The following is a 21368-nucleotide window of genomic DNA, read 5'->3' on the forward strand; positions in this document are numbered from 1 at the left end:
ACCGCCGTGGGCAGACACGTAATGGGAGCGGGGTTTCAGATTTAGGGCGGGGGGCGCATTAAATGAATTCGCCTTCGTCGAATTCGGGCGGCTCCGCCGGCCCTGTTCCACCCCCGCCCCCGATAGAAGTGTTCGTCGTCCTGCCGGACGGCAGTTGCACCCCTGCAACCTCGGCTACGCTCAAAATCGTGCTTCGCCAGGCTCGCTCGGAAGCGACCAAACAGCGCCGGTTGGCGGCCAAGGAGAAAGCCGACGAGTTGCAGCGCAACCTCGAAGATCGCGCGGCGGCCAGGCGGTTTCTGCAGGAGCTTGCCGAGATTGATCGCGAGAGTCGCCGGATGGCGGCAACACTGCGTGCCAAGGTCAAGGCCGACCGGCCGGCACCGCAGACATCAGACGTCGTGAAGCGCGTCACGATGCCGCCGTCGCGCAAGCCGATCTCGATGACGACGATCCCGTCGTCTTGGGTGATCGACGATTTCGGAATGCGCGGCGTTCACTACAGCCAAAGCTATATCGGGCGGAAATCGCCCGGCTTCTATCGTGGTGCCGCGCGAGACCGCTGGCTCTACGAAGCACGCGATGAGGCCGTGCTACGTGACGCCGAGGGCGAGCCGATCATCATCGCCAATCTCGGCGACGACCTCGATGAAATTAGCGCCGCGTGGCAGGCGATCGAAGATGCGACAACACGCAAGAACGGCAAGATCCAGATCCGCCTCATCGTGGCGCTGGATGCTGACGCCAGCGATGCCGAAAAGGCCGCGGCGCTCAACCATTTCTGCAAGACGGTGCTCGAACCTCTGGGTCTGCCGTACAGCGCGGTGATCCATCGCGCGCCCGACGGCGGCGATAGCCGTAACGTCCATGCGCACATCCTCACCAACTTTCGTCCGACGACACGCATCGAGCCCTATTGCTGGTCGTTCGCTGATCATGTCCGCGGCGAGCTCGACGGCCGCGACGGGGTGCAGATGCTGCGGCATTTGTGGGCGCATTCGATGTCGGAAGCCGCGGAAAAGGCGCAGCGTAATATGCGCTACACGGGTTTGGGTTACGGTGCGCGCGGCCTCAACCTCGAGGCTGGCGAGCACCTCAATGAGGCCAGGAGCGCGATGGCTCGCCGCGGCAAGACCGTGTGGGCTTACGAGCGCAACCGGATCAAGAACGCGCGCAATGCGCTGCGCCGGTCGATCCACGACGCCGACAAGAAGATCGCTGCGCTTACGCAGTTGCGTGACGCCGCCATCGCGGAGATGCGGGCGCGGGAGGCTGAAGCGAGAGCGCCGCGAAAGCTCGTGCACGCGAATGCTCCTCGCGTCCATATGCCGCTGATCGCGGCACCTGCTTCCAATTCCACGCAATCGCCGCGCCTCACAGCCTCCCAGCCCGAGTCATTCGCGAATCGTCTCAGCGCCGCTACAGTCGCGCCGACTGCGCCGCCTCCGATGATCCAAGACGCGCAACACGTTGGGAAGCGGCCGCTCCGGACTGCTGCCGGGCGATCAGCCACGCCGTCGATCCCGCTCATTGTGCCCAAGGACTTGCGGCAACCGTCCAGCATGGCTGCTGCAGGCCGCGAGATCGAAATGACGCGGGTGAGTGCCGCCCCAAGCGGTCAGCCTGTGACCGTGCGACCACCCCTGACCGCAGGTGCAGGGGGCACGCCGCGAACGACAACGCTCATTACCGCTCGGACGCTTGTGGCTACCGATAGGAAGGTTTCCAGCCAGCATTCCCACGACCGCAGGCTGTCCGTCGCCGACAAGGGAGCGCCCCCGTTTCCTCTGTTGTCACTACCCGGTGCCGCTCCAGCGCAACAGTCATCGTCTCAAGGCACCAGCCCAGCAAAAGTCCTCGAACCGTCAATAACAGCAGAGGCGCACATCACGCCGCTTGCGTCGCGGATGGGGGTAGACGGTGATGATGAGACGGTAATGCGGACGCGCAATTTGCTTGCCGCTCTGAACACCTGGCGTGAAGCCGATCGCGGCGTATCGCTCGTCGCGCCGGGTGCGGCTGGGCCGAAGAAAACGCGGGATTCGGAAGACCGGCGAGGCGATGCGGCTCATGGGTTGGGCACGCCGAACCCTGCGGCCGTGCCGCCGGCGGTTCGCACCTATCGTGGACGGCGGACGTTTGCGAAGAGTGCCGATAGGGGCCCGCAAAACACCCTCGATGTAATCCCCGATCGCGAATGGCTCGAGGATCATCCGCGCACCGAGTTCGATGATCGCGCCGTGCGGGCGCTCGAGCGTGATGAGCATCTGATCGACCGATTGCGCAGAGCGGATATCTATGTCGGCGATTTCAGGGACGGCTCGTTCGGAATCGATCCGCGCATGACCGGTGCCTTGGACGTCGATGACGACTGGCTCATGCAACGGCACGTTCAGCGCGCGCTAAGCGATTTCCGCAGCGAGCAACAGCAGGTGGTCGCCGCGCTCAGCGCAGAAGCGCAACTGCGCCCGCTGGCATTCAGCAAGACCGGCGTGCGGTTCTGGCCGAACGACCTCGACTTACAACTCAAACAGCGGGTCGATCGTTGGGCGCGGGACGAATTCTTTGGCAGCGACGTATTCGCCATCGAACTGGCGGTGCGCCAGGCCCATCGTGACAATGACGTGGCTGAGCAGCGTTCGAAGGCGCGGGCGCTTGCGAAGGCTGATGTCGCAACGATGGCGCCAGAGGACCGGCCCAAGGTGCCCCGACGCCGCAGTGATGACGGCGGCCTCGACGGTGTCCGCATCGTCGCCTTCTCCAAAAAGACGGGCAAGCCGACCAGACCACTGCTGATGCTAATACGCTATGCTGGAGAGTATCCCAACCGCATCGACGTGGCGCGCCGCTCGGGCCTTGAGGCCACAGACGATGTGCCGGAAACGATCCGGACATTACTCAAGGGATGGCAGCACGATCCTCGCGTGCGGCAGCTTGTCGTGGCGACGGTCAGCCTGAGCCGCGCGGCGAGCCGGCCGGTCTGGCCACTAGAGCTCAGCGCCGAAATGCGCGCAATCGTCACAAACGTGACGGCGCCGTCCTGGTCGCCTCAAGAGTTACACCTGTCGCGCTGAGACATCACGCATGCGACCGGCGTGGAAAAGCGCCGGCGTCGCCGAACGCCGTACAGGTCGGCCGCGCGTGCGACGCGCGGCCAGGAAGAGAGAAACGCTGGCGCTTGGGCTTGAGAACTGGAGGGTGAAGGAAAAGGGCATATGGCTCTTGGCCTTCCAGTTCTCCTGCCAAGGAGACTGTCATGAAATCTCAAATCTTGCCGCCTGTGATCCAGGCGGTTGGTATCGCCTGCGTACCCGTCGACGACATGCCGCCGGGCACCACGCTCGCGCGCAAGCCAGTGGCGGCGGCGATCGTCACGCTCGTCGAGCGCGACGACGGACACCGCGACGTTGCGATCAACTGCGTGACCGACGCCCGCGACATGGAATTCCCGCTGCCGGTGCTCGTCAACGACGCGCTGATCGCGGGCGTGCCGATCATCATTACCGAGGCGGATTGTGACGTCCTGGCCATCGATGCGACCTCCCGACGGTTCTTCAGCGAGCCTACGATCGGTGTGCTGGCCAAGGGACAGACGCTGATCGATCCGGTGGCGATGTTCGGTGCAGGGCATGACGAGGCGGCTCTGTGCCGGCGGCTGGGGATTCCGGCCAACCTCGTCCTCGACAGCGATGTGGCGCGGTATTGGAATCGCGATGCGCCGTTGGCGGTCGAGGACGTGGCGTTGGCCGCCGCCGTGTCGCGGGTGATCTTGTGGGCGCACGGCGCTTCATTTCTGCGTGGGTTTCCGGATGCGTTTTTCGAAACGCTCCTGCCGCTTCGTTTACGGCTGCTCGACATCGAGATCGAACGGCCCGGACTGAAGCCCCTGCTCGCCTCGCGCCCGTTCCATCGGGCGGCGTCATTCGCCAGCTATTACCGCGACTATTGCGTGAGGCGCGATGCGGGTGACGAGAGTCGATGGCTGACCTTCGAGGACGGCCAATCCTACGTCTGACATCCAACTTCATCAGTCACCCTCGACACGGCCCCGTTTCGGCGGGGCTGTGTCGTTTAGGAGAACGACCATGCACGACTGGCTGTCGCCTGACGCCGAGCGCGCTGCTGCGATCCTCGAAGCGCACCCCGACTATCGCGTCCTGCGATCCTTGCCGCCGTTAGATCTGGTGCCCCTGCCCGAACCGGAGGGAAAACTCCGCACCGCCGCGATCCTCGACACCGAGACCACCTCGCTCGACCCTGCCACCGGGCACATCATCGAGCTCGCGATCTGCCAGGTCAAATTCGATGCGCGTGGGCGCATCGTCGCGATCGGGCCGGCTCACGATTGGCTGGAAGATCCGGGCTATCCGTTACCGCGCGAGATCGTGCGGCTGACCAAGCTCACCGATGCGGATCTGGCAGGTCAGCGTATCGATGACGTAGCGGCGTTAGACTTGCTGTCGAATGCCGATCTGATCGTCGCGCATAACGCCAGTTTTGATGCCGTTTGGATCGAACGCCGGTATCCGGCGGTCGCCGGCAAACCGTGGTGCTGCTCGCTCAAGGACATCGATTGGCGTGGCTTTGGCTATGAAGGGCGTCAGCTCGGCGCGCTTCTGGCTGAGGTGGCTGGGTTCTTCAATGCACGCCACCGGGCAGATGCCGATGTCGCCGCCCTGGTCGCATTGCTCATCGCGATGTTGCCCTCGGGGCGCACGGCGTGCAGCGAGATGATCCTGTCCGCGCAGCGTCCGACCGTCCGCATCACGGCCGATGGCGCCCCGTTCGAGGTCAAGGACCGGCTCAAGGCGCGTGGCTATCGCTGGGATCCGACCATCCGCCGCTGGTGGAGCGAGGTGGCCGTTACGAACGCCGACGAAGAACAAGCCTGGCTGGCCGCCGAAGCGGCCTGCCACAATCCGACGATCGAGCCCCTCACCTGGCACCGACGCCACCGCGCCTGACCACCGAAACCATCACTTTTCACAAAATCCCGCAGCCACGCCCGCGGGAATCGCCGCGACGTGCGGCTATCACCCAAGGAGAAGACCTATGTTCAGCCTCTATCACGATCGTCCGTTCAACATTCGCTATGCGGTGCACCAGCAGAATGGCCGCTACACGCCCGAACTGCTGCGCACTCACCGCACGGCCCGCGCGTCGTGGCTCTATATTCATCGCCAGCATGGCATCGACTTGGTCGGGCCGACTCCCGATTGGTCGGTGCGAGACGACCTTGTTGCTTATGGCCGTTGCGCACCCGCCAGGGCAGCGAGCCATACATCGCTTGATGGCGTTGGATTGTGGGATCAGGCCGATGCCCATGCTGCGGCAATCAGGCCCGATGAACCTGTTCTCGCGCATGCGGTCGGCTCGTTGCCGATCGGCGAGGATGTCGCCAGCTGGCGCAACTTGATCGAAGGGTTCGCCGAAGACCATTTGACCTCGCAGGGTATGGCAGTCGACTGGGCAATTCACCACCGCGTTGGCACAAACGACACGCCCGAGATCCTGCCACACCTCCACATGTTGATCACGACGCGAGTATTCGATCCGTCACACGTAGACGTTGGACGGGTGCGTCAGAATTGGCTACGCACAGATAAGGCGCGCAAGTCGCTCACCGAGAAATGGTGGGCGCATTCAGGACTCGTGCCACGCAGCTACACAATTGCTGCGTAGATCGCGACTCGGCCGATTGGACCGGCAGCGAGCGCGGCGCACGACAGCAGGCCAGCGGCCGGTCTGACCTGTGTTCACAAAGTTGGCGGGACCTCCGCCGCAGGCTTACCCTTGCACCCAACCGACAGATGCTAACGTGGGTCAGGACCCATTGATGTGAGGGCTGCGATCTGATCAGGCTCCGAGAGGAGACTGGATATGAGCGACCTGTATTGGCTGACGGATGAGCAGATGGCGCGGCTTGCGCCGTATTTTCCCAAGAGCCACGGTCGGCCGCGGGTAGACGATCGAAGGGTGCTGAGCGGGATCATCTTCGTGAACCGCAACGGGCTGCGCTGGCGCGATGCGCCGAAGGATTATGGGCCGCACAAGACACTCTACAACCGCTGGAAGCGGTGGGGCGAGATGGGTGTGTTTACGCGGATCGTGGAAGGGCTGTCCTCCGCGGGCGCCGAGCGCCGGACGGTGATGATCGATGCCACCTATCTGAAGGCGCACCGCACGGCATCGAGCCTGGCGGCAAAAAGGGGGATCTTGGTCGCCTGATCGGTCGCACCAAAGGCGGCATGAACACCAAGCTTCATGCGATTACCGATGCCAACGGCCGTCCCTTGAGATTCTTCATGACCGCCGGCCAGGTCAGCGATTATATTGGCGCGGCGGCTCTGCTGGACGAGTTGCCGAAGGCGCAATGGCTGCTCGGCGACCGCGGCTATGATGCCGACTGGTTCAGGGACGCGCTGCAGGAGAAAGGCATAAAGCCCTGCATCCCGGGCCGAAAATCGCGCAACGAGCCCATTAAATACGACAAGCGCCGCTACCGTCGCCGTAACCGCATCGAGATCATGTTCGGCCGCCTCAAGGACTGGCGCCGCGTCGCCACACGCTACGATCGATGCCCGACCGCCTTCTTCTCCGCCATCGCGCTCGCTGCCACCGTCATCTTCTGGCTATGACCTATGAGTCCTGACCCTAGCGACCGCTTGGCTTGTTACGCTGGCGCACAAGCATGCTGAGGCTTCGCCGTCAGTGAGCCGGCCGCGCGCCAGCTGATTAGCCTATGGGCGTCGGGCTGGCCGTTCCGAGAAAGTGCGCGCTCGAAGATGACTCGATCGGCCCATTTTCCGGATGCAACTCGACTTACGACGCCGCTATCTTGTCCGTTCGACCCACCCCTGCTTCACAAGCTCCGCGCAAATTAAATAGACCGCGACGATGATGCCGAGGACAAGCGTGATGCGCCAAGGGGGCGTCACGAATCCGAACCAAGCGCCGGGCGGGGTAAACGGCAGGATCATGGCGACCGCCAGCGCGCCAAGCGACGACGCGGCGAGCCACGGCCGCGGCAGATCGCGCCAGGGTCGACCGTTGGTTCGGATGATGAAGATCACCAGGATCTGCGTCGCCATCGATTCGAGGAACCAGCCGGTCTGGAACTCGGGTGCGGCGGCATGGAACAGGAAGAGGAGGCCGCCAAACGTCAACATATCGAACAGTGACGAGAGCGGCCCCATGATCGCGGCGAACCGGACCAGCGCCTTCATGTCCCACACTTGCGGTCGCGCCACGGCTTCGGGACGGACGGAGTCGAAGGGGATGCCGATCTCCGATACGTCGTAGAGCAGGTTGTTGAGCAGAATCTGGGTCGGCAGCATCGGCAAGAAGGGCAGGAACAGCGACGCTGCTGCCATCGACAGCATGTTGCCGAAATTGGAGCTTGCACCCATCCGGACATATTTGAGGATGTTGGCGAAGGTCCGCCGCCCTTCCTCGACCCCGTCGGCGACGACCGCCAGATCGGAATCGAGCAGGATCATGTCGGCCGCTGCCTGTGCCACGCCGGTGGCGCCTGCGACCGACAGGCCGACGTCCGCCACTTTGAGCGCCGGCGCGTCGTTGATCCCGTCACCCAGATAGCCGACTATGGCCCCCTTGGCCTGAAGCGCCTTGACCAGTCGTGACTTCTGGTCCGGCGCGAGCCGACCATAAGCATCGACCGACTGCACTTGCACCGCCAGCGCGTCGTCGGAGAGATTGGCGATATCGGCGCCCGACAGGACATTTTCGGCGCCGAGCCCGACCAGGCCTGCAAGGCGCTTCACCACCACTGGATCGTCTCCGGACAGGATCTTCAACCGGATCCCGGCGGCAGCCAGCCGGGCGATGGCGGCCTTGGCGGTCGGCTTCGGCGGATCCTCGAAGGCACACAGTCCCTCGAAAACGAGTCCCGCTTCGTCGGGATCGGCAAGCTCGTGCGGGTCGCCGGTCCAGGCGCGGGATGCCACCGCGACGGCGCGCTGGCCTGCCTCCGCCAGCGTGGTGACGCGGGCAAGCGCCGCGGCACGCGCCGCGTCGTCCATGGCGGCGATGGCATCGCCGTTCCGGCTGGAGACGCAGAGCGCCAGCACCGCTTCCGGCGCGCCCTTGACGATGAGCAGCGCGCCTTCGGCGCCGCTCGCCAGTACCGACCCCAGGCGGCGCGTATAATCGAAGGCGCGGCGCTCGAGCGAGGCCCAGCCTTTCGCTGCATCGGTCGCGCAAGCGATCAGCGCGGCATCCATCGCCCCGCGGTCGCCGCCGAGCGTGGCCGCGATCGCGCCGAGGTGTGAGGCTCGCGGATCATCGCCGCCCGACGCGTTCAGGCTGCGCGCGAGGCGGATCTCGGCCGAGGTCAGCGTACCCGTCTTGTCGGTGCAGAAGATCGTCATCGCGCCGAGATCGTGGATCGAGGCGAGTCGCTTCACGATCACCTTGCGCTTGGCCATTCGCACCGCGCCGCGCGACAGGGTGACTGTGGTGATCATCGGCAACAACTCGGGCGTGAGCCCGACCGCGAGCGCCACGGCGAACAGCAGGGATTGCAGCAGCGGGCGACCGAAAAAGATATTGATAGCGAGGACCACCACGACCAGCGCGAGCGTCAGCCGGGCGGTGAGCAGGCCGTAAGCGCGAAGATCGCGCTGGAACGGTGACGGCACCTCGGTCTGGACGAGCGCCGTGGCAGCAGCGCCGAACAAGGTTGCCGAGCCCGTACCGACCACCAGCGCGACCGCTTCCCCGGTCTGGAGGACGGCACCCCGAAACAGCCCGCCGACCGCTTCGGCCGCGGTCGTGCCGGCCACCGCCCCCGGTTCCTTCTCGACAGGATAAGGCTCACCGGTGAGCGCGGCCTCGTTGACGGTACAGGCCGACGCGGTCAGCACCAGCGCGTCAGCCGGTATGATATCGCCCGCGCGTACCCGGATCACATCGCCGGGCACTACCGCCTCGACCGGCACCTGTACGAAATCGCCGTCGCGCTTCACCTCGGCCTTGAGCGCGACTGAGCGCCGCAGCACCTCGGCGGCTTGCTCGGCATGACCTTCCTGGAATGTGTCGAGACCGACCGAGAAGGCAAGGATGGCAACGATGATCGCGCCGCCGATCGCATCGCCCGTCGCGATCGAGACGACGCCCGCCGCCAGCAGGATCAGCGACAGTGGTTCAAGCAAACGGCGGAGGATCGCGCGGATCGGGCTGACCCGCCGATGCTTGGCATCCGCGTTCTCGCCAAAGCGCTTCAGCCGCTCGGCCGCTTCAGACGCGCTGAGGCCGTTCTGCGTACAGCCAAGAGCCTTGCTCTGGTCGTCAGTGGAAAGCGTCCAGAATGGCTTCTTGGCGTTTGCGTTGGAGAGGGGCGGCTGCACTGTCTTGGGCTGAACTGTAGCCATACGATCTCCCCACAAGCGGGAGCACAATTGTCTCTCAGTCGCCGGATGCCTGCAGGTGCCGCAGCGATAGCCTGAGCATAGGCTTGATCCCTGGCGGAAGCACGATCAAACTATATGGGTCGCGCTCGTCTTATCTCGGAAACATCGCTCGCTTAAGAGCGCGACAAAGCCCATTGCGGATAGGCTATGTCTCCTGACAGCGTCGTGGAGACCCTCGCAAACTGCGCCCGCCCGGCTCAACTGCCGAGCAACAACTGGTTCGGCCAGCAGATGCAATGGCTTAGTCGCACCGCCAACGCCGGAGATACGCATGACCGAACCCCTGTCGCCCGATCTCCTCGCCCGGATGAACGCCTATTGGCACGCGGCCAACTACCTGTCGGTCGGACAGATCTACCTGCGCGACAATCCGCTGCTCGAACAGCCGCTGACGCTGGAGCACATCAAGCCGCGCCTGCTCGGCCACTGGGGGACGACCACCGGGCTCAATTTCCTTTATGTCCACCTGAACCGGCTGATCGTCCAACACGATCTAAATATGATCTACGTCATCGGCCCAGGCCATGGCGGGCCGGGCCTGGTGGCGCACACCTATCTCGAGGGCTCCTATACCGAGCTTTTTCCCGCGATCGAACGCGACCGGTCGGGCATGCGGCGGCTGTTCCGGCAATTTTCCTGGCCGGGCGGCGTGCCGAGTCACGTCGCCCCGGAAACACCGGGATCGATCCATGAAGGCGGCGAGCTCGGCTATTCGATTGTTCACGCCTATGGCGCGGCGTTCGACAATCCCGACCTGATCGTCGCCTGCGTCGTCGGCGATGGCGAGGCGGAGACCGGGCCGCTCGCGGCGAGCTGGCATTCCAACAAATTCCTCAACCCGGCACGTGACGGCGCGGTGCTGCCGATCCTGCATCTGAACGGCTTCAAGATCGCCAATCCGACAGTGCTGGCGCGGATCAGCCGCGAGGAGCTGACCGACCTGCTGCGCGGCTATGGCCATGAGCCTTTCTTCGTCGAGGGCGATGATCCCACGCTGGTCCACCAGCAGCTTGCCGCAACGCTCGATATCGTGCTGGCGCGAATCCGCGCGATCCAGACCGAGGCGCGCGCAGCCGATGCGCCTGCGGGTGGAGCGGCGCGCCCGCGCTGGCCGATGATCGTGTTCCGCACGCCCAAGGGATGGACCGGGCCGAAAGAAGTCGACGGCAAGCCGGTCGAAGGTACGTGGCGTGCCCACCAGGTGCCGATCGCCGACTTTAAGAATCCCGAACACCTCGCACAGCTCGAAGACTGGATGCGCAGCTATAAGCCGCAGGAGCTGTTCGACGGTAACGGCAAGCTGATCGAGGAGCTGGCCGCCCTCGCGCCAACGGGGCATCGTCGCATGGGCTCCAATCCTCATGCCAACGGCGGCCTGCTGCTGAAGCCGCTGAATCTGCCCCACTTCCGGGACCATGCCATTGCGGTCAGCTCGCCAGGCGGTGTGCAAGCCGAAGCGACCCGGACCCTCGGCCGCTATATCCGCGATGTCATGCGCCTCAACCTGCCGGCGGCAAACTTCCGCCTGTTCGGGCCCGATGAAACCGCATCGAACCGGCTCGAGGCTTCCTATGAAGTGACCGGCAAGACGTGGATGGCCGATATGGAGGCGGTCGACGAAAATCTCGACCCGTCAGGACGCGTGATGGAGGTACTGAGCGAGCACCTCTGCCAAGGCTGGCTGGAAGGCTATCTGCTGACCGGCCGCCACGGCTTCTTCTCCTGCTACGAGGCCTTCATCCATATCGTGGATTCGATGGTCAACCAGCACGCCAAATGGCTCAAGGTCAGCGCGAAGATCCCGTGGCGCAAGCCGATCGCATCGCTCAATTACCTGCTGACCTCGCATGTCTGGCGGCAGGACCATAATGGGCTGTCGCACCAGGACCCGGGCTTCATCGATCATGTCGCCAACAAGAAGGCCGATGTCGCCCGCATCTATCTGCCGCCCGATGCCAACTGCCTGCTGTCGGTGGCCGATCACTGCCTGCGGAGCCACGGCTACATCAACCTCATCGTCGCCGGGAAGGATCCGGAATGGCAGTGGCTGACGATGGATGAGGCGATCGTCCATTGCACGGTCGGCGCCGGCATCTGGCAATGGGCGAGCGACGAGGGTGAGCCGGATGTCGTGCTAGCGTGCGCCGGCGACGTGCCGACGCTCGAGGCGCTCGCCGCAGTCACGCTGCTGCGCGACTATGTGCCCGACATACGCATCCGCTTCGTCAATGTCGTCGATCTGATGGTGTTGCAGCCCCAGTCCGAACATCCGCACGGCCTGTCCGACGAGGATTTCGATGAACTGTTCACCACCGACAAGCCGGTGATCTTCGCCTTCCACGGCTATCCGGCGATGATCCACAAGCTCACCTATCGTCGGCGCAACCACGACCAGATCCATGTCCGTGGCTACAAGGAGGAAGGCACCACCACCACGCCGTTCGACATGGTCGTGCTCAATAATCTCGACCGTTACCAGCTCGCGCTCGATGCGATATCGCGCATCCCCCGGTTCAAGGATCGGGTGGCGGCCGAGACGCAGCGCTATTGGGCGACGATGGAGCGCCACAAGCTCTACGTCGCCGAGCATGGCGAGGACATGCCGGAGGTTCGCGACTGGCGCTGGGTGCGATGATCGTCCTCACCCTCAACAGCGGCTCCTCCTCGCTCAAGTTCGGGCTTTACCGTGTCGAAGGGGCCGAGACCGAAGCGCTGATGACGGGCGAGACGGACGGTACCGAGTTGCAGGCCGAGGACGCAAAGGGTTCGGCCTTGCCGGGAACGCCGATCAAGGCGGAGACGCCGGAAGCAACGCTACAGGCGATCGCGTCGCTTCTAGCGAAGACCAGCCTTTCGGCGCCCGAGGCGATCGGTCACCGGATCGTGCACGGCGGTCCGAAGCTTCGCGTCCACTGCGTGATCGATGACCGGGGGGAACGCGATCTCGAAGCGGCAAGTGCGATGTCGCCGCTTCACGCCCCCGCCGCGCTTGCTATCATCCGACTTGCCAAACAGACCTGGCAGGACGTGCCGCAAGTGGCATGCCTCGATACGGCCTTTCACGCGGAAATGCCCGACATCGCCCGTATCCTGCCCATTGCGAAGGAACTCCAACTCGAAGGCATCCAGCGCTACGGATTTCACGGGCTGTCCTGCGAATCCATCGTCCATCAGTTCGGCAATGCGCTACCGAAGCGCCTGGTCATCGCGCATCTCGGCAGCGGAGCGAGCGTGACGGCAGTGCAGGACGGACGCTCGATCGACACCAGTATGGGGCTGACGCCATCAGGCGGCATCATCATGGCGACGCGTAGCGGCGACATCGATCCAGGCGTCCTGATTTATCTGATGCGCGAGAAGAAATACGATGCGGCCGCGTTGGAGGATCTGGTCGATCATCGCTCGGGGCTCTTTGGCATCTCCGGCGTGAGCGGCGATCTGCGCAAGCTCCACGAGGCGGAGCCCTCAAATCCCGACGCTCGGCTGGCGGTCGCGATGTTCTGCATGTCCGTCGCAAAGGAAATCGCGGGCATGATCGTGGCCTTGGGTGGCGTCGACACAATCGTATTCACTGGCGGCATCGGCGAACATGACGCGGTCGCGCGCGCGGGCATCTGCCACGCGCTGCGCTGCTTCGGCGTTTGCCTCGACGATGCCGCCAATCGGACGAAAACCGGGCATATCGATCGATCGGATTCCGCGTGCGAACTACGCGTTCTTACATCGCGGGAAGATGAGCAGATCGCCCGTCACGTCGGCGCTCTCCTCAGGCGGTGAGAAACCGCAAAGGACAGATCGTTATCTGCCGCCGCTTATTTCGGTACAAGTGTTGCTTCGTTTCGCAGTGATAGATCCGTTGGGTCCAATACACTTGGCGATCCGTCAGGCTGCGTGGTTCGCAATCAAATCCGGAAATCGCTGCGTTGCTTCGTCGAGTTCCTTGCTCCAGGCTGTATCGGCAACGACAACAATGGCATGACCAGCCGCGAGATGCTTCTCCGCCGCAAACGCGGAAATCTCCGAGACGCCAGCACCGACCAGCGAACCGGCGAATCCACCCAACGCGCCTCCCGCGATCACCCCGGTCAAGGCCGCAGCGATGGGTCCGACGGCAAGCAGAGGTCCAAAGCCTGGTACTACCAGCAAGCCTAAGCCGGCGAGAAAACCGCCCACGCCACCGGCGAATGACGCGGCACCGGCTCCCGCAACGCCGCCAACATCGATGTCGTGGTCCAGAGCGTCATCCCTGTGCGGCGGGCTTGCGTGGATAAACAGACTAATCTGTTCGGGCAACACACCTCTGGCGACAAGATCTTGATAGGCACGCGCAGCCGCTTCCTTGGTGGTGAACGCGAGGGTGTGGAATGCCGTGGATTCCGGGCTGCTCGGGGAATACTCGGTCACAAATGTCTCCAATGGGCGCAAAGGACCGAATCTGAACGAGATCAGCGCTGAACTATATATGCAAAACTACTCGCTCGCTTCGACTAGACAAAAATCATCGCCACCGCAGCCGCAGCCATGACGGCAGTTGCAGCCCAGCCGAAGAAGAGCAGCCAACGCGTCGCCGTGAACTGGCCCATTGCCGAGTGCCGCGACACCACGATCATCATCGCCGCCATAATCGGGACGGCGACGACGCCGTTGATCACGGCGCTCCAGAACAGCGCCTTGATTGGATCCAACGGGGACCAGTCGATGCCGATTCCAAGGATCGTGGCAGCGCCGATGACCGAGTAGAATCCGACGGCCTCCCACGGTTTATGTTCCAGGCCGCACTTCCATCCGCGAGACTCGCCTATCGCATAGGCCGATGAGCCGGCGAGCACGGGGACGGCGAGAAATCCGGTGCCGATGATCCCAAGGCTAAACAGCAGGAAGGCAAACTGACCGGCGACCGGCTGCAACGCCTTCGCGGCATCAGCCGCGGTGTCGATCTGAGTCTTGCCGGCGGCATGCAGGGTAGCAGCGGTGCCGATCATGATTGCGAGCGCGACCAGGCTCGACACCGCCATTCCAACATACGTGTCCATTCGCATCCGGATATACTCGCCCGTCGCCTGTTCGGGGCTTCGGTGAGCGCGTGCTTGCCGTCGTCCTGATCGACCTCTTCCACTTCCTGCGAGCTTTGCCAGAAAAACAGGTACGGACTGATCGTCGTCCCGAAGATCGCGACCACTGTCGTGATCGCGCCCGCGCCCGCGATTGTCGGCCAGACCATGCCTTTCCCGGCGGCAGCCCAGTCGACATGGACCATGAAAACAAGTGCGACATAGGCGAGCAGGACTAGGGTCAGCCACTTCAGGATGGATGCGTAGCGCCGATAGGGAATGAACATCTGCAACAGGAGGGAGGCGACGGCGAAGGCGACCGTGAACAGATGTGCTCCGCCCCCCACGACCAGTTCCGCGGCCGCCCCCATCGCGGCAATATCGGCGCCGATATTGATCGTGTTGGTGATGAACAGGAGAGCGACCAGTCCCGTCACCAACCATCTTGGCAAGATGTCGCCCATGTTCTTGGCCAGGCCGTGACCGGTGACTCGCCCGATATGCGCGCTGACCAGTTGTATCGCGGTCATCAACGGATAGGTGAGCACCAAAGTCCATAACAGCCCGAAACCGAACTGCGCGCCAGCCTGCGAATAAGTGGCTATCCCGCTGGGATCGTCATCCGCCGCGCCGGTGATCAATCCGGGACCAAGCTGCTTGAACAGCGCGATCGAGCGAACGCGCTCACGAAGGTTCATTCTTGGTCCTCTTCGCAGAATTGACGAAATGGCCTGTGGTCCGTGTCCGACGGGTCGGAAGACCCGCGACGCATACTGCCTCGCGCCACCATTGAACGACGCGCTTAGGGGAAAATGTTAGCCGCGGAGGCCCGAGCGCGGCAACCAAGGTCAGGAATCGAGCTTGCGGGGACGGACCCGGTCACGGAAAGTGATGTGTCTTTCTGATCGCTCCTCAACCCGAAGAGCCTGAAGGCGATCAAGCGCAGCTAGAACGTTCGTCGATCGGCGACGATGCGCGATCCAGACAGAAACAGCGTAAAACATCGTGACTGTCATCAACGCCGCGTTTCCGAGCCAGATTATTCGATGGCTCACCCCCCAAAGTGACGCCGCCATAAGCGAGACGCTGGCGACGACGAAAAGGATCAAGGCTAACCATCGAACGGACTGGCGGGTAGCGTGTCGATGCGATGACACGTCACACGTCGGAAATTCGTCCGCCAGCTCTACACCCTTCTTCCGCATCTGATTTCCTGTGCAAGGCGACTTATTTCCGCCAGCCTTATGTCATATCGTACTCGGAACAGCCAATGTTTGTGGTTCCTGCAGCCAAGAAACGATAGCTTCGACGTCGTCACGTTCCCTTGGGAGTTCGAGTATCGATCATCGCCTAGTAACGGAGGCGGTAAGAAGAGCTAAGCGCCCTCCGTTTTTCGGCGAAATGATATGGAGCCTCAACGTACGAGCTACCTTTTGCTGGCTAGCTGTTGCGAAGCATGGCGCATGTGCGTGCTGGGGTATCTTGCACCGTCCCAGCTGTTGACTGGTATATTCGTTGCTCATGTTCGGCACGACGTTATCGATCATCACGTGCTCGCTCTGCCGCATCCCAAATTCCCGCCAAAGATAGACATCAAATATCTCACGCAATGACAGAATTTGGCCCTGTTCATCGAGCCAGGCAAGCGGCGTCCCGGAGGTACTGAAGGACACCAGCGGTTTCTGCGCCAAGACAGGTTGGCCTTTCTGAGCCCGGAAATCCTCAATGGAATAGCCTGCGCCCAGGACGCGACGCCTTTGACTTCAGCGTAACGGCATCCGCTTCTCATTGAATCATAAGGATGTCGCATACGCTGGGTTGAGCGTTAAACTCGCCACGGCAGAGTCGGAATCCCTGGGCGCGAGCGCGACCGGCAAGGGGCGACGGGTATCGCTACTACTGCTGATCCCGTCGGCTCCGTTGCGGCGATACACATTGTCACAAGCGCCTTTCGCCTTACTTGACGCCAGCGACAGCCGGTTCGATTTGATCGATGCGAACTAATGCCGCCGAGCCGATGCAAACCACTGTGCGAATTCTCACCGGAACCGCATGATCCATGTTATACGGACTGTGCGAGTCTATGTCCCCAGCTGAGAGACAGGCATCGCGCCCCAATCCCGGCCAAGCTTTCGATCTTGCGAGCCCCCGGCACGCCGGAAGGCACCTAATGACAGAGCGGCCCACACACCCAGACGTTGCGCTCGGCCTGGCACGAGCCGTAGTCAGTTGCTCGAGCGCACCAGCACTGCTGCTCGACCGGACCTTCGCCGTCGTCGGGGCAAGCACATCCTTCTGTAGCGCATTCCATGCCGAAGAGGCCGAGGTGGCCGGAAAGTCGCTGTTCGCGCTGGGCTCGGGCGAATGGGACGTGCCCCAGCTCCGTTCCCTACTGAGCGCGACGCTTACCGGACATGCGGCCATCGATTCCTATGACATGGATCTGGCGGGCGGCGCCAAGCCCCGCCAGCTCGTCCTGACGGCTCGCAAGCTCGATTATAGCGCCGAGCCCGCTTTGTTGCTGCTAACGATCGCCGACGTCACCGAAGCCCGGATCGCCGCCAGGCTCAAGGACGAGCTGCTGCGCGAAAAGGTGATCCTGCTCCAGGAGGTGCAGCACCGCGTTGCCAACAGCCTTCAGATCATAGCGAGCGTGCTGCTGCAAAGCGCGCGCCGCGTGCAGTCGGAAGAAACCCGGGGCCATCTTCACGACGCCCATAGCCGGGTGATGTCGATCGCGTCGCTGCAGCGCCACTTGGCGACATCGACACTCGGGGATGTTGCGCTGCGCACCTACTTCACCGAGCTGTGCCAGAGCCTCGGCGCTTCGATGATCCGCGATCACAACCAGCTCTCGATCGATGTCGTCGCGGATAGCAGCAGCGTTCCTGCCGATATCTCTGTCAGCCTAGGCCTCATCGTCACGGAGCTGGTGATCAATTCGCTGAAGCATGCCTTTCCCGGCGACCGCAGCGGCACGATCACCGTCGGGTACCAAGCGGACGGACGCGACTGGTCCTTGTCGGTCAGCGATGACGGGGTCGGCACGCCGTCCTCGATGGCGTCCGCTTCGACCGGGCTCGGCAGCACGATCGTCGAGGCGCTGGCTAAAAGGCTGGACGCCACCGTTGAGACGCATGGCGGGAATCCTGGCACCATCGTGTCGATCGATCACGTGGAATCCGATGCCAGCCGTAGCCGCGAGACGAAAGTGGCGTGAAAGCGCGGGCGCTGCGCCGCACGACCGGTCACGCCCAAGAGCGGTGACAAACAGCGGTCTGTGCCGCCACCTCGAAAGAATCTCGATTCCGCACGCCGATAGGCTTTCCCGCGCGTTAAGGCCCATCAGGAGTAAGCGAAGATGTGCCACGTGCTGATCATCGAAGACGAGCCGCTGATTGCGATGCTGCTTCGGGACGTCCTGGAGGATGCCGGGGCCACGTCCTTCGCGTTCGCCGCGACGCAGGATGAGGCTGTCACGGCCGCGCGCGAGCGACTTCCGGCGATGATATCGTCCGACGTCAAGCTGCTCCACGGAACCGGTCCTTGCGCTGTGGCGCTCATCCATGCCCAATTTGGAGCTATCCCGGTGATGTTCGTGACGGGGACGCTCATCACGAAGTGATAGGCCGTGTCCTTGCAGTCGGTCATTCGATCCTGCTCCTCCGGGCGCGACTCTGGCAGCCCCGTGCCTGTAGCTGGAGTTCCGTCCCCGCTGCCGTGGGGCAGGCACCTTCGCGAACATGATGCGGGACCAACCGACCCCAGGATTGTCGGTGTGAACGAAGGAACGAGCAACGTCGCAGCCCTAGAACACCCATCGTCCGACCCCGAGGGCCACAGGCGTGGCTAGCCCAAGCGGGTTGAACCAGCGATACGGAAAAAGAACCGGATCGGGTGCTACCTTGCGCAGAATACCTCCGGTTTACAAAGGCCCGGCCAATGAGACGACAATCGCGAGAAATCTGTTAAGGATAGGACGTGAAAAGCCCGAACATCTGCCAGGATTGCACCGTCCGCGACCTCGCCCTCTGCGGGAGTTTGGACGATATGGAACTTGGTCTTCTCAACTCCATCGCGGAACGTCGAACGTATGCCCGAGGGACGACGATCATCTGGGCGGGGGGCGAGAGCGTCATCTGCGCCAACGTCCTGACCGGCATGCTGAAGCTCACGACGTCCACGCCTGACGGCAGGGAGCAGATAGTCGGGCTCCTCTATCCAGCGGACTTCGTCGGTCAGCCATATTCCGAAGAGGCGGGCCATTCCGTGCGGGCCTTGTCCGACGTCGAACTGTGCGTCTTCCCGCGCCAGAAGTTCGAACAGGTGCTTGACAACCACATCCGGATGGAACGGCTGCTCCTCCAGCGGACGCTGACGGCCCTGCAGGAGGCGCGAGCGCGCATGCTGATGCTGGCGCGCAAATCGGCTCATGAAAAGGTGGCCGAATTCCTGCTCGAGATGGCAGACAAGGCCGGACCGACTGGATGCCGATCCGCCCCCGACGCGCCGCTGACATTCGATCTGCCACTGACTCGTGGCCAGATGGCAGACATTCTCGGCTTGACCATAGAGACCGTCAGCCGACAGCTCACCCAGCTCAGGACGGCTGGAGTCATCGGTCTCCCGGGGTCACGCGCCGTCACCATATCCAATCGCACGGCTCTCGAAGCGATCGCAGCGGCCGCCTAGACCCGTAATCCCTCGAACTCACGCTCGAGAAGCTCCTTGAGCGCGAGCCGCGCGTCGCGAGCCAGACGGTGGCGACCAAGGAACAGCAACCCCAGTTCCTCGAATACGAGAGCGCGGCGGCACCCGTCGAACAGGCAGCGCAGCATATATGCCAGCGTGTCCACCTGCGCCGGCGCCAGATCCTTCCTTCGGAGCGCTTCGACGACGTCCTCTGCGTGAATGCCGTCGGCGATCTGATCGACAAGGACGCGGGTCAATATGCCGCCTCCTAGTCTTGAACGAGTGCCCGCGAAGGCGCCCTTCATGAAGTTGCTGGTAACGACGACGTGATCGTGGATTCGGCTCTGGATCAGATCTGCTACCTCGCACCGCTCCTCAAGAGTCGGAAGATCGGCCAACCGGTCGGCTAGCGCCTCGACCTTCGAACACATGCCCCGGATGGCCGAGTGGTCGGCGAGCAGGGGAGCCAGATCGACCTCGTCTATCAAATACCAGTGGCCTCCAAAGGCGGCGGGCTGGTCCCGCTCGGACGGTTTTCCCATGACAAGCACTCCCCGATCCGCTTGCCACAGATGCCGTCGCAGTCTTTGACGCAGGTCAAAACCGGCAGGGTCGGCGTACAGGGCAGAACTAACACTCTTGGGCACGTTCGACGTGGCGACGAAGCGGTGGCGATGTGCCACTTGTCGCCGATCGTCGCTCCACCCATCAAGTGGCTCTCGCCGCCCAGTCCCGATTGAACGCCAGCGCACCGAGCGTGCACGCGGCCCCGGAGAGAAGGTAGGCACCCACCGATATCAGACCGAAATTGCTTGCGAGCAGCAACGCCGCCAGCGGGGCGAAAGCCGCGCCGATGAACCAGGCGGCCGTCGCGGTCGTGCCTGCACCGGTGTAGCGATGGCGCGCCGAGAAGCTGCCGTTCGTGGCACCCGACGACTGTCCGAACGACAGCCCGAGCAGCACGAAGCCGAGCATCATGTAGACCCATTCGCCACCGGGTCCCCTGTCCAGAAGCTGCGGCGCGAACCCGCTGTAGGCGGCGATCATGATGGCGGACAGGCCAAGGAGCGTCCGCCGCCCGATCCGATCCGCGATCGCGCCCGAAGCCGCGACGGCAGCGAGCCCCACCATCGCGCCGACCATCTCGATCACGAGGAAGTGCACCGCCCCCTCGCCGGACTTCAGGATCACCCAAGAGAGGGGGAATACCGTCACCAGATGGAACAGCGCGAAGCTGGCGAGCGGAGCGAACGCGCCAAGCACTACAGTTCTTCCCTCCTCGCGGAACATGTCCGTGACCCGCGATGGCTGAAGCTCACGGTTCTCGAACAGCTCGACGAACTCCGGTGTCGAGATCAGGCGGAGGCGGGCGAACAGCGCTACCACGTTGATGACGAAGGCGACGAAGAAGGGATAGCGCCATCCCCAGTCCAGAAAGTCGCCGGCCTTCAGCGTCGTGAGCAGGAATGCGAATACAGCCGCCGCCACGAACAGGCCGATAGGCGCCCCGAGTTGCGGAATCATCGCGAACCATCCCCGACGCTCCTTCGGCGCGTTGAGCGAGAGCAGCGAAGGGAGTCCATCCCAAGTCCCGCCCTGCGCGAAGCCCTGGCCCACCCGGAACAGCGCGAGCAGCGCAACGGCCGCCCCTCCCACCTGCGCATAGCTTGGCAGGAACGCCATCGCCGCTGTCGAGCCCCCCAACAGGAACATGGCTATGGTGAGCTTGACCCCCCGGCCATGCCTTCTGTCGATCCACAGGAAAACGAGGGCGCCGAAGGGCCGCGCCACGAAGGCCAAGGCGAAAATGGCGAACGAGTAAAGCGTTCCCGTCAGCGCGTTGACAAATGGAAAGACCAAGCTCGGGAAAACGAGCACCGAGGCGATAGCGTAAACAAAGAAGTCGAAGAACTCGGTCGACCGCCCGATGATCACTCCGACCGCAATATCGCCGGGCCGGACTTGGTGTCCGCGCGCGTCTATAACGCGGGCATCGCGCTCCAACGGCGTCGAGTTCGCCGTCTCGAGGGTGCTGGCAGCCATCCGGTCAAGTCCTCCGATCCAACGTGACGGGCCGCGCATCATGCTCGCGCCGAACCGGCTCGTGACGTCCTCGATACCTCAAGACAATCGCGCCAACTTTGACCTTCGTCAAAGTCGGTCGATCAGTCCGGGTCTAGCGAACCCCCATGCT

Annotated in this window: 16 protein-coding genes; 10 read left to right on the forward strand and 6 right to left on the reverse strand. The window is 63.2% G+C overall.

Annotated elements, in window-relative coordinates:
* The first annotated feature begins 188 nt into the window (after positions 1–188).
* The 5 genes from FFS35_RS02165 to FFS35_RS02185 all read left to right on the forward strand — a co-directional run bounded on the left by FFS35_RS02165 (position 189) and on the right by FFS35_RS02185 (position 6638).
* Positions 189–3074: a MobA/MobL family protein gene (locus FFS35_RS02165; RefSeq protein ID WP_171007471.1), complete on the forward strand. Its 2886-nt coding sequence runs from the start codon at positions 189–191 to the stop codon at positions 3072–3074.
* A gap of 281 nt (positions 3075–3355) precedes the next feature.
* Positions 3356–4015: a hypothetical protein gene (locus FFS35_RS02170; RefSeq protein ID WP_137785454.1), complete on the forward strand. Its 660-nt coding sequence runs from the start codon at positions 3356–3358 to the stop codon at positions 4013–4015.
* Positions 4016–4085: 70 nt separating this feature from the next.
* Positions 4086–4964, forward strand: a complete 879-nt coding sequence (locus FFS35_RS02175; protein ID WP_137785455.1) for a 3'-5' exonuclease — start codon at positions 4086–4088, stop codon at positions 4962–4964.
* Positions 4965–5052: 88 nt separating this feature from the next.
* Complete coding sequence (locus tag FFS35_RS02180; RefSeq protein WP_137785456.1) at positions 5053–5682, forward strand: MobA/MobL family protein; 630 nt, start codon at positions 5053–5055, stop codon at positions 5680–5682.
* 198 nt (positions 5683–5880) lie between these two features.
* Positions 5881–6638 (forward strand): IS5 family transposase gene (locus FFS35_RS02185; RefSeq protein WP_137785457.1). Its coding sequence is split into 2 segments (ribosomal slippage): positions 5881–6202 and positions 6202–6638, totalling 759 coding nucleotides; the frame shifts between segments, so codons are not numbered across the junction.
* 195 nt (positions 6639–6833) lie between these two features.
* Here the strand turns inward: FFS35_RS02185 and mgtA are convergent.
* Positions 6834–9392 carry a magnesium-translocating P-type ATPase gene (mgtA, locus tag FFS35_RS02190; RefSeq protein ID WP_137785458.1) on the reverse strand — a complete coding sequence of 853 codons (2559 nt, stop codon included), beginning with the start codon at positions 9390–9392 and terminating at the stop codon, positions 6834–6836.
* 310 nt (positions 9393–9702) lie between these two features.
* Between mgtA and FFS35_RS02195 the strand changes: the two genes are divergently transcribed.
* Positions 9703–12066, forward strand: a complete 2364-nt coding sequence (locus FFS35_RS02195; protein WP_137785459.1) for a phosphoketolase family protein — start codon at positions 9703–9705, stop codon at positions 12064–12066.
* A complete protein-coding gene (locus FFS35_RS02200; protein WP_137785460.1) occupies positions 12063–13208 on the forward strand; it encodes an acetate/propionate family kinase in 1146 nt (381 codons plus the stop codon). Before FFS35_RS02195 ends, FFS35_RS02200 begins: the two co-directional genes overlap by 4 nt.
* Before the next feature lie 105 nt (positions 13209–13313).
* On the opposite strand, the gene FFS35_RS02205 is transcribed toward FFS35_RS02200, so the two are convergent.
* The 3 genes from FFS35_RS02205 to FFS35_RS20265 form a co-directional block, all read right to left on the reverse strand.
* Positions 13314–13835: a hypothetical protein gene (locus FFS35_RS02205; RefSeq protein ID WP_137785461.1), complete on the reverse strand. Its 522-nt coding sequence runs from the start codon at positions 13833–13835 to the stop codon at positions 13314–13316.
* An 83-nt stretch (positions 13836–13918) separates the two neighbouring features.
* The gene (locus tag FFS35_RS20260; protein ID WP_249341394.1) at positions 13919–14470 is read right to left on the reverse strand and encodes a divalent metal cation transporter; all 552 of its coding nucleotides are present in this window, start codon (positions 14468–14470) and stop codon (positions 13919–13921) included.
* Entirely contained in the window at positions 14410–15180 is a 771-nt protein-coding gene (locus FFS35_RS20265) for a divalent metal cation transporter (protein ID WP_249341395.1), read from the reverse strand. Before FFS35_RS20265 ends, FFS35_RS20260 begins: the two co-directional genes overlap by 61 nt.
* 1472 nt (positions 15181–16652) lie before the next feature.
* Here FFS35_RS20265 and FFS35_RS02215 point away from each other — a divergent pair.
* From FFS35_RS02215 to FFS35_RS02225, 3 genes are all read left to right on the forward strand, one after another.
* Positions 16653–17702: a PAS domain-containing sensor histidine kinase gene (locus FFS35_RS02215; protein WP_137785462.1), complete on the forward strand. Its 1050-nt coding sequence runs from the start codon at positions 16653–16655 to the stop codon at positions 17700–17702.
* 150 nt (positions 17703–17852) lie between these two features.
* Positions 17853–18107 carry a response regulator gene (locus FFS35_RS02220; RefSeq protein WP_249341396.1) on the forward strand — a complete coding sequence of 85 codons (255 nt, stop codon included), beginning with the start codon at positions 17853–17855 and terminating at the stop codon, positions 18105–18107.
* A gap of 356 nt (positions 18108–18463) precedes the next feature.
* Positions 18464–19174: a Crp/Fnr family transcriptional regulator gene (locus tag FFS35_RS02225; protein WP_249341397.1), complete on the forward strand. Its 711-nt coding sequence runs from the start codon at positions 18464–18466 to the stop codon at positions 19172–19174.
* On the opposite strand, the gene FFS35_RS02230 is transcribed toward FFS35_RS02225, so the two are convergent.
* Together FFS35_RS02230 and FFS35_RS02235 are read right to left on the reverse strand one after the other, a co-directional pair.
* Entirely contained in the window at positions 19171–19716 is a 546-nt protein-coding gene (locus FFS35_RS02230) for a hypothetical protein (protein ID WP_137785464.1), read from the reverse strand. The genes FFS35_RS02225 and FFS35_RS02230 overlap by 4 nt on opposite strands.
* 166 nt (positions 19717–19882) lie before the next feature.
* Positions 19883–21217, reverse strand: a complete 1335-nt coding sequence (locus FFS35_RS02235) for an MFS transporter (protein ID WP_137785465.1) — start codon at positions 21215–21217, stop codon at positions 19883–19885.
* Positions 21218–21368: the final 151 nt, after the last annotated feature.

The sequence above is a fragment of the Sphingomonas sp. 3P27F8 genome, from assembly GCF_005502745.1.
Classification (GTDB): Bacteria; Pseudomonadota; Alphaproteobacteria; order Sphingomonadales; family Sphingomonadaceae; genus Sphingomonas.

Excerpts from the sequence above, each read along its gene's own strand:
- FFS35_RS02180 (WP_137785456.1), top strand. The coding sequence starts at position 5,053 with ATGTTCAGCCTCTATCACGATCGTCCGTTCAACATTCGCTATGCGGTG.
- FFS35_RS02230 (WP_137785464.1), bottom strand. The coding sequence starts at position 19,716 with ATGGGAAAACCGTCCGAGCGGGACCAGCCCGCCGCCTTTGGAGGCCAC.
- mgtA (WP_137785458.1), bottom strand. The coding sequence starts at position 9,392 with ATGGCTACAGTTCAGCCCAAGACAGTGCAGCCGCCCCTCTCCAACGCA.
- FFS35_RS02195 (WP_137785459.1), top strand. The coding sequence starts at position 9,703 with ATGACCGAACCCCTGTCGCCCGATCTCCTCGCCCGGATGAACGCCTAT.
- FFS35_RS02200 (WP_137785460.1), top strand. The coding sequence starts at position 12,063 with ATGATCGTCCTCACCCTCAACAGCGGCTCCTCCTCGCTCAAGTTCGGG.
- FFS35_RS02215 (WP_137785462.1), top strand. The coding sequence starts at position 16,653 with ATGACAGAGCGGCCCACACACCCAGACGTTGCGCTCGGCCTGGCACGA.
- FFS35_RS02235 (WP_137785465.1), bottom strand. The coding sequence starts at position 21,217 with ATGGCTGCCAGCACCCTCGAGACGGCGAACTCGACGCCGTTGGAGCGC.
- FFS35_RS20265 (WP_249341395.1), bottom strand. The coding sequence starts at position 15,180 with ATGAACCTTCGTGAGCGCGTTCGCTCGATCGCGCTGTTCAAGCAGCTT.
- FFS35_RS02175 (WP_137785455.1), top strand. The coding sequence starts at position 4,086 with ATGCACGACTGGCTGTCGCCTGACGCCGAGCGCGCTGCTGCGATCCTC.
- FFS35_RS20260 (WP_249341394.1), bottom strand. The coding sequence starts at position 14,470 with ATGCGAATGGACACGTATGTTGGAATGGCGGTGTCGAGCCTGGTCGCG.